General features: G+C 70.3%; 5 protein-coding genes and 1 pseudogene. 5 read left to right on the forward strand and 1 reads right to left on the reverse strand.

All coding sequences use genetic code 11. From position 1 onward, the window contains the following. Nucleotides 1–28: 28 nt before the first annotated feature. The 3 genes from dnaJ to ACH4U8_RS36560 all read left to right on the forward strand — a co-directional run bounded on the left by dnaJ (nt 29) and on the right by ACH4U8_RS36560 (nt 3,654). Nucleotides 29–1,204: a molecular chaperone DnaJ gene (gene dnaJ, locus ACH4U8_RS36550; protein WP_360324740.1), complete on the forward strand. Its 1,176-nt coding sequence runs from the start codon at nt 29–31 to the stop codon at nt 1,202–1,204. A 1-nt stretch (nt 1,205) separates the two neighbouring features. Beyond that, nucleotides 1,206–1,679, forward strand: a complete 474-nt coding sequence (locus ACH4U8_RS36555) for a heat shock protein transcriptional repressor HspR (RefSeq protein ID WP_360324738.1) — start codon at nt 1,206–1,208, stop codon at nt 1,677–1,679. 142 nt (nt 1,680–1,821) lie between these two features. Beyond that, nucleotides 1,822–3,654, forward strand: a complete 1,833-nt coding sequence (locus ACH4U8_RS36560; RefSeq protein WP_360324736.1) for a TIGR03767 family metallophosphoesterase — start codon at nt 1,822–1,824, stop codon at nt 3,652–3,654. 55 nt (nt 3,655–3,709) lie between these two features. On the opposite strand, the gene ACH4U8_RS36565 is transcribed toward ACH4U8_RS36560, so the two are convergent. Beyond that, nucleotides 3,710–4,375 carry a nucleoside/nucleotide kinase family protein gene (locus ACH4U8_RS36565; protein ID WP_360324733.1) on the reverse strand — a complete coding sequence of 222 codons (666 nt, stop codon included), beginning with the start codon at nt 4,373–4,375 and terminating at the stop codon, nt 3,710–3,712. A 165-nt stretch (nt 4,376–4,540) separates the two neighbouring features. On the opposite strand from ACH4U8_RS36565, the gene clpB reads away from it, so the two are divergent. Then, nucleotides 4,541–7,162 (forward strand): ATP-dependent chaperone ClpB, encoded by a 2,622-nt coding sequence (clpB, locus tag ACH4U8_RS36570; RefSeq protein WP_395782579.1) that lies wholly within the window; start codon nt 4,541–4,543, stop codon nt 7,160–7,162. A 327-nt stretch (nt 7,163–7,489) separates the two neighbouring features. Then, nucleotides 7,490–8,640, forward strand: a pseudogene (locus tag ACH4U8_RS36575) (Fe-S oxidoreductase); the annotation flags it as partial.

Raw genomic sequence — 8,640 nt, forward strand, 5'->3', positions numbered from 1 at the left:
GCTCCCCGACCCGATCGGCGAGGGGCGCATGAGTACGAAGGACTACCTGGAGAAGGACTACTACAAGGTGCTCGGCGTCCCCAAGGACGCCGGCACCGCCGAGATCAAGAAGGCCTACCGCAAGCTCGCCGTCGAGTTCCACCCGGACAAGAACAAGGGTGACACCAAGGCCGAGGAACGGTTCAAGGAGATCTCGGAAGCCTACGACGTGCTCGCCGACGACAAGCGGCGCAAGGAGTACGACGAGGCGCGCACCCTGTTCGGCAGCGGGGGCGGCTTCCGCGGCCCCGGCGGCGGCCAGGGCGGCGCCGGCGGTTTCCCCTTCGACCTCGGCGACATCTTCGGTGGCCAGCAACAGAGCGGTGCGGGCAACGCCGGTGGGCTGGGCGACATCTTCGGCGGGCTGTTCGGCGGCGGTCGCCAGACCGGACGCCAGCAGCCCCGGCGCGGTTCGGACGTGGAGTCCGAGGTCACCCTCGGCTTCGCGGACGCGGTCGACGGCGCCACCGTGCCGATCCGACTGACCAGCTCCGAGCCGTGTCGGCACTGCAACGGCACGGGCGCGGCCGCGGGCACCACCCCGCGGATGTGTCCGACCTGCGCCGGTTCCGGCAACGTCAGTCGGCCGCAGGGCGGCTTCGGCTTCTCCGAGCCGTGCCGCGACTGCAAGGGCCGCGGGCTGCTGGTGGACGACCCGTGCATCGTGTGCAACGGCAGCGGTCGGGCCAAGAGTTCGCGCACGATGCAGGTCCGGATACCGGCCGGGGTCCAGGACGGCCAGCGGATCCGGCTCAAAGGCAAGGGCGCTCCCGGCGAGCGCGGCGGCCCCTCCGGCGACCTCTACGTCGTGGTGCACGTCAAGTCGCACGCCGTATTCGGCCGCAAGGGCGACAACCTCACGGTCACCGTGCCGGTCACCTTTCCGGAGGCCGCGCTCGGGGCGGAGATCACCGTGCCCACCCTGGGCGGCGTCCCGGTCACGCTCAAGCTCCCCGCGGGCACGGGCAACGGCCGCACGTTGCGCGTGCGCGGGCGCGGTGCGGCACGCAAGGACGGCACTCGGGGCGACCTCCTGGTCACCATCGAGGTGACGGTTCCGCAACTGCTGAACGACAAGGCGCGCGAGGCGCTGGAGGCGTTCCGCGAGGCGACCGTCGCGCACGATCCCCGAGCCGATCTGTTGGACGCGGCGAAGGGGGCATGACATGCGACCGGGCGGTTTGGGCGGCGACGGCGGCATCGGCGGGCGGCGTGGCTACGAGATCGACGAGACCTCGCCGGTCTACGTGATCTCGGTGGCCGCACAACTGTCCGGCCTGCATCCGCAGACGTTGCGCCAGTACGACCGACTCGGCCTGGTCTCGCCGGACCGCACGGCCGGTCGCGGGCGGCGCTACTCCGCCCGCGACATCGTGCAGTTGCGCGAGGTGCAGCGGCTCTCCCAGGAGGCCGGCATCAACCTCGCCGGGATCAAACGCATCCTGGAACTGGAGAACCAGGTGCTCGCGCTGCGCATGCGCGTGGCCGAGTTGGAACACGGGCTGCACGAGGCGACCGACGCGAGCGCCCGCCGCGAGGCGGCCGTACACGCCTCCTACCGGCGCGATCTGGTCCCGGTCCGACCGCAGGCGGGCACCGCGCTGGTGGTCTGGAAACCCAGGCGCGGACGCACCGACTGACGCACGGCCGGGCGGCGATCCCCCAGGGGCGTGGCTTCGGCCGCGCCCCTCGTTCGTGCATGCGGTTCGGCCGGCCGAGCGGTCGCGGGTGGGGTTCCGAGCAACCTTGATGCCGCTCGATACGCGTCAGTAGGGTCGCCGCATGAAGCCGAATCGTCGGGACGTCCTGAAGTACTCGGCCGCGAGCGCGGCACTGCTCGGAGCGGCGGCGTGCACCGACGCCAAGGACGAGCCGGACACGAAGAAGTCGAGCGAGGCGCCCAAATCCGGCGCCCCGAGCCCCGGCGGTCCGGCGGGCGCGGCCGGCACCACGCTGGAGCGCACCCTGGTGCTCGGCCCGCCCGGCGCGGGCGGCTACCGCAAGGTGGTCGCCGGACCCGGCGAACCACACCTGCTGCGCACCGAGCTGGCCCCGGGCGCCGGCCCGGGCAGCAAGGCCAAGAGCGAACCGCTGGTCGCCTTCACCCAGTTGACCGACATCCACATCCAGGACTCGCAGTCGACCGCGCGGGTGGACTTCCTGGACCGGCACAGCGACAAGGACCAGCCGTTCGCGAAGCTGCTGCCGTTCCAGTCGTCGTATCGCCCGCAGGAGGTGCTGACCGCACAGATCGCCGAGGCGATGGTGCAGTCGCTGAACCGGATAGGCAAGGGCCCGGCGCTGGGTCGGCCGCTCGCCTTCACCATCTGCACGGGCGACAACACCGACAACATCCAGTTCAACGAACTGCGTTGGTACATCGACGTGTTGGACGGCGGAAAGAAGGTCACCCCGGACTCGGGCGACCGGAACAAGTACGAGGGCCCGATGGACGCGGTCGCGTACCACGAGCGCTACTGGCACCCGGACGGCACGCCGGCCGGGCAGAAGGACGACGTGCCGCGGCGCGACTACGGCTTCCCCACCGTGCCGGGCCTGCTCGACGCGTGCCGGCGTCCGTTCGAGGCGACCGGCCTGAAGACCCCCTGGTACAGCGCGTACGGCAATCACGACGGCCTGGTCCAGGGCAACCTGCCGGTCAACGAACTGCTGGCCAAGGTCGCGGTCGGCGACGAGAAGGTGCTCGACATATCCGCGGGTCAGACCATCGTCTCGCTCGCACTCGGGCTGCAGAGCGGCAAGCCGGACGCGCTCGCCGCGCTGCTGTCGGGGCCCAAGCGCAAGGTCACCGCCGACCCGGACCGCCGGCTGATCGACCGCGCGGAGACGATCAAGGAACACTTCAACACCAGTGGCCTGCCCAAGGGCCACGGCTTCACCCAGGCGAACCTGGACGCCAAGACCGCGTACTACAGCTTCGACCAGGGTCGGGTGCGCTGCCTGGTCCTGGACACGGTGAACCAGTACGGCCTGGACTCCGGCTGCCTGGACCCGACCCAGTTCGCCTGGCTCCAGGACCACCTGGTCAAGGGCAGCTCCAGCTACCTGGACGAGCAGGGCAAGGTGGTCCAGGGCACCGGCCAGGACATGCTGTTCGTGCTGTTCAGCCACCACACCATCGACACGCTGGTGAACAAGACGGTGCCCTCGGGACAACCCGCGCGGATCCTGGGCCCGCAGGTGCAGGCGCTGTTGCTGCGCTTCCCGAACGTCGTGTTGTGGGTCAACGGGCACACCCACGACAACAACGTGAAGCCCTACCCGCGGCCGGCGGGCAGCGCGGTCCCCGGCGGCTTCTGGGAGATCAACACCGCGTCGCACATCGACTGGCCCTCGCAGGCGCGGATCGTGGAGATCGGCGACAACAAGAACGGCACGCTCTCCATCTACGGCACCATCGTCGACTCCGCCGGGCCCGAGTCCAACGGCGGCAAGCTGGACAGCCCGGTCGCGCTGGCCGCGCTGGCCCGCGAACTCGCGGGCAACGACTGGCAGGAGCGCGACCGCCCCGACTCGAAGGTGGACGGCCGACGGGGCCGGTTGGAGGACCGCAACGTGGAACTGTTGGTGCCGACGCCGGGGTGGCTCACCTAGAGCGGGCGCGGCCGGCGGGGTTCGGCGCGCGGCATCGGCGCGCCGCTCGGGCCCGTCACCAGACCACGGTGACCACCCGCGCGCAGCGGGATTTGGAACGCTTGACCAGTTCGCCGTTGGGGCGGTCGCTGCCCGCGACCCAGGCCATCGCCTCGCCGGGGCTGCGACCGCCCCGGCGCTGACGCCTGGTCAACCGCTCGTCGCGGACCCGGTCCGAGGCGTGCACGTACCAGACCTCGGTCATCAGGCAGTAGGCGTCGGTCCAGCCGGGGGCGTCCAGGGCGAGGTAGTTGCCCTCGGTCACCACGATCCGGGTGCCGGGACGGACCACGTGCCGCGCGGCCACCGGCTCGTGCAGCGTGCGGTCGTAGTCCGGCACGTACACGTCCCGGTCCACCTCGTGCACCACGCGCGCCAGCGTGGTCGCGTAGCCCCACACGTCGAACGTGTCCACCGCGCCCTTGCGATGCAACCGGCCGATCCGCTTGAGCTGCATATTCGAGAGGTGGAAGCCGTCGAGCGGCACGTACGCGGCGGTACCGACGCCGACCCGCTGCTCGATCGCGCGCACCAGGCGCCCGGCGAGCGTGGACTTCCCGGCTCCCGGCGGACCGGCGAGGCCGAGCACGACACGGTCGGCCCCGGGCGCCGCCGGGATGAGCCGTACCGCCGCATCCGCAAGCGCGTCGAGTGTTTCGAGGGCACCGGACACATCTGGCATGTCCGCAGTCTAGGCATGCACACCGACGCACGGTTGAGTGGAATAGACTCAACTTAGTTGTGGTTCTCACAGTCAACGAACCGTTCGGGTGCGGTACACGCGCGGCACGGACGGGATGATGGCAGTGACAGCGCGTGCCCGAATCGAAGGAGTCGCACACCTCACATGGATGCACAGAAGCTCACCACCAAGGCCCAAGAGGCCCTTTCGGTCGCCATCCGCAAGGCTTCCGCGGCGGGACACCCCCAGGTGGAGCCCGCGCATCTGCTGCTCGCCCTGCTCGAACAGCCCGAGGGGATCGCGGTCCCGCTGCTCGGCGCGGCCGGTGTGGACGTGCCGCTCCTGAAGGTCGCGGCCGGACAGATCGCGGATCGCCTGCCGAGCGCGTCCGGATCGACGGTGGCCGCGCCGCAGCTCGCCCGCGAGACGATGCTCGCGCTGGACGAGGCGGAGAAGCAGGCGGACAAGCTCGGCGACATGTTCGTGTCCACCGAGCACCTCCTGGTCGGACTCGCGTCCGGCCGCTCCGGCCCGGTCGCCGAGGCGCTGCGCGACGCGGGGGCCACCCCGCAGGCACTGCTCGACTCCTTCAAGGCGGTGCGCGGCAGCGCGCGGGTCACCTCGCAGGATCCGGAGAACACCTACCAGGCACTGGAGAAGTACGGCCGGGACCTGACCGAGGAGGCCCGCAACGGCAAGCTCGACCCGGTCATCGGCCGCGACTCGGAGATCCGCCGGGTGGTCCAGGTGTTGTCCCGCCGCACCAAGAACAACCCGGTACTGATCGGTGAACCCGGGGTGGGCAAGACCGCCGTCGTGGAGGGGCTGGCCCGCCGGATCGTGGCCGGCGACGTACCCGAGTCGCTGCGCGACAAGCGGCTGATCGCGCTCGACCTGGGCGCGATGGTCGCGGGCGCGAAGTACCGCGGCGAGTTCGAGGAGCGGCTCAAGGCGGTGCTGAACGAGATCAAGTCCAGCGACGGCCAGGTCGTCACCTTCATCGACGAACTGCACACCGTGGTGGGCGCGGGTGCCAGCGGCGACGGCTCGATGGACGCGGGCAACATGCTCAAGCCGATGCTCGCGCGCGGCGAACTGCGCCTGGTCGGCGCGACCACGCTGGACGAATACCGCAAGCACATCGAGAAGGACCCCGCGCTGGAACGCCGGTTCCAGCAGGTGTTCGTGGGCGAGCCCAGCGTCGAGGACACCATCGCGATCCTGCGTGGGCTCAAGAGCCGGTACGAGGCGCACCACAAGGTGCAGATCGCCGACTCGGCCCTGGTGGCCGCGGCCACCCTGTCCGACCGTTACATCACCGCGCGCTTCCTCCCCGACAAGGCGATCGACCTGGTCGACGAGGCGGCGTCCCGGCTGCGGATGGAAATCGACTCCTCCCCCGTCGAGATCGACGAGTTGCAGCGCTCGGTCGACCGGCTGCGGATGGAGGAGATGGCGCTGTCCAAGGAGACCGACGCGGCCAGCCGGGAGCGGCTGGAGCGACTGCGCAAGGACCTCGCGGACAAGCAGGAGCAACTCAGCGGCCTGACCGCGCGGTGGCAACAGGAGAAGGCCGGCCTGAACCGGGTCGGCGAACTCAAGGAGCGCCTGGACGCCGCGCGCGGCGAGGCCGAGCGGGCCCAGCGCGACGGCGACTTCGAGACCGCGTCGAAGCTGATGTACGACCGGATCCCGACCCTGGAACGCGAGCTGGCCGAGGCCGCCGCGACCGAGGGGGACCGGGGCACGGACGGCACCGCGATGGTCAAGGAGGAGGTCGGCCCGGACGACGTGGCCGATGTGGTCTCGTCCTGGACCGGCATCCCGGCAGGCCGGCTGCTGGAGGGCGAGCGCGGCAAGCTGCTGCGGATGGAGGACGAGCTGGGACGCCGGCTGGTCGGCCAGCAGGCGGCCGTGGCGGCGGTGTCCGACGCGGTCCGCCGGGCCCGCTCCGGCATCGCCGACCCGGACCGGCCGACCGGCTCGTTCCTGTTCCTGGGCCCGACCGGGGTGGGCAAGACCGAGCTGGCCAAGTCGCTCGCCGACTTCCTCTTCGACGACGAGCGCGCGATGGTGCGGATCGACATGTCGGAGTACGCGGAGAAGCACTCGGTCGCGCGCCTGGTCGGTGCGCCGCCCGGCTACGTGGGCTACGAGGAGGGCGGCCAGCTCACCGAGGCGGTCCGCCGTCGGCCGTACTCGGTGGTGCTGCTGGACGAAGTGGAGAAGGCGCACCCCGAGGTCTTCGACGTGCTGCTCCAGGTGCTCGACGACGGGCGACTGACCGACGGCCAGGGCCGCACGGTCGACTTCCGCAACGTGGTGCTGATCCTGACCTCGAACCTGGGGTCGCAGTACCTGGTCGACCCGGCGCTGTCCCGGGAGCAGCAGCAGGGCATGGTGATGGACGTCGTGCGCAACGCGTTCAAGCCGGAGTTCCTCAACCGGCTCGACGACATCGTGCTCTTCGAAGCGCTCGGCACCGCGGAGCTCGCGCACATCGTCGGACTCCAGGTCGACCGGCTCGGCGCCCGGCTCAAGGACCGCCGGATCACCCTCACGGTGACCGACGCGGCCCGCGAGTGGCTCGCGCTGACCGGGTACGACCCGGCGTACGGCGCGCGCCCGCTGCGTCGGCTGATCCAGACCGCGATCGGCGACAAGCTGGCTCGGGCGCTGCTCGCGGGCGAGATCGGCGACGGCGACACGGTCGTGGTCGACCTGGACGAGGCGAGCGACACCCTGGTCGTGCAGCCTCGCAAGCCGGCGGGCGCGAAGACGCTCTGATCGAACGGCTCGGCGCGCGGCCGGGCGGGCCTGTCACGGCGCCGGGACCTGGTGGGGGTCCCGGCGCCTCGGCGTGGCAGCATGCCTGTGGACACGAATCTGACGGGGCGTCAGGCGATGGTCGGGCCGGGCACGACACGCGCGGTACGACAAGATCACCCAGGGCCGAGCGAAGCGGACAAAACCCGCGAAGCCGGTAGCGTCCAGCGTGACGGATATCATCGATGCAGTGGTTAAGTTACCAGTGGGTAAGATGCCCGCACGGCCATACGCTGTCGGCCGATACACGCCCCGGAAGGGACGTCCCACCGGAGGAGCCGAACGCCCATGCAGCTCGCAGCGATCGTGATCTCGCTGGTCACCTTGGTGGTCGGCGCCGCGCTCGCGGCGCGCGCCGTCGCGCACATCTATCGTTTCGTCCAGGTCGGCCAGCCGGACGGCAGCCGAACCGGACAACCCGCGCAGCGCACCGCGACCCTCGGCCGGGAGTTCCTCGGCCACACCCGAATGCTCAAGTGGGGCGTCGTCGGCGTGGCCCACTGGTTCGTGGCCGTCGGCTTCCTGACCCTCGGCCTGACCATCGTCACCGCGATCGTCCAGCTCTTCGACGCGCACTGGGTGTTCCCGGTGATCGGCGACTGGTTGCCGTACGAACTCTTCACCGAGTTCATCGCGCTGGCCACCTTCGTCGGCATCGTGGTGCTGATGGTCATCCGGCAGCTCAGCCTGCCCTCGCGTCCGGGCCGCAAGTCGCGGTTCGCCGGCTCGGTGTCCTGGCAGGCGTACTACGTCGAGTGGACGATCCTGGTGATCGGCCTCGCGATCCTGACGCTGCGCGCCCTGGAGGCCGCCCTGCTGGGGGTGGACCACTACGAGGCGGGCTTCTTCGCGTCGTATCCGCTGAGCCTGGCGTTCCAGGACCTGAGCGAGTCCACGCTGGAGAACCTGGTCTACCTGACCGCGATGATCAAGTTGACCGCCACCGGCGCGTGGGCGGTGACGATCGGTCTGAACCCGAGCATGGGTGTTGCGTGGCATCGGTTCCTGGCGTTCTTCAACATCTACTTCAAGCGTGAGGCGGATGGTGGGGTCGCGTTGGGTGCGTTGCAGCCGATGCGGTCGGGTGGTGTGGTGATCGATTTCGAGGATCCGGCGGACGACGCGGTGTTCGGGGTCTCGCAGGTGGAGCATTTCACCTGGAAGGGGTTGTTGGACTTCTCGACGTGTACCGAGTGTGGTCGGTGTCAGTCGCAGTGTCCGGCGTGGAACACGGGCAAGCCGTTGTCGCCGAAGTTGTTGATCATGTCGTTGCGGGAGCACGCGTACGCGAAGGCGCCGTATCTGTTGGCGGGCGGCGGGCTCGACGACGAGGGCAACGAGAAGGCGACGCCGGAGCAGTTGGCGCGGGTGCCGGCGGCGGCGTTGGCGGAGGCGGCGCGGCCGTTGGTGGGGACGGCGGAGGAGAACGGGGTGATCGA

Source organism: Embleya sp. NPDC020886 (genome assembly GCF_044333915.1).
Lineage (GTDB): Bacteria > Actinomycetota > Actinomycetes > Streptomycetales > Streptomycetaceae > Embleya.

Bases quoted from the DNA above. Each gene is read 5' to 3' on its own strand.
- clpB (WP_395782579.1), top strand. From the start codon at position 4,541: ATGGATGCACAGAAGCTCACCACCAAGGCCCAAGAGGCCCTTTCGGTC.
- ACH4U8_RS36555 (WP_360324738.1), top strand. From the start codon at position 1,206: ATGCGACCGGGCGGTTTGGGCGGCGACGGCGGCATCGGCGGGCGGCGT.
- ACH4U8_RS36560 (WP_360324736.1), top strand. From the start codon at position 1,822: ATGAAGCCGAATCGTCGGGACGTCCTGAAGTACTCGGCCGCGAGCGCG.
- ACH4U8_RS36565 (WP_360324733.1), bottom strand. From the start codon at position 4,375: ATGCCAGATGTGTCCGGTGCCCTCGAAACACTCGACGCGCTTGCGGAT.
- dnaJ (WP_360324740.1), top strand. From the start codon at position 29: ATGAGTACGAAGGACTACCTGGAGAAGGACTACTACAAGGTGCTCGGC.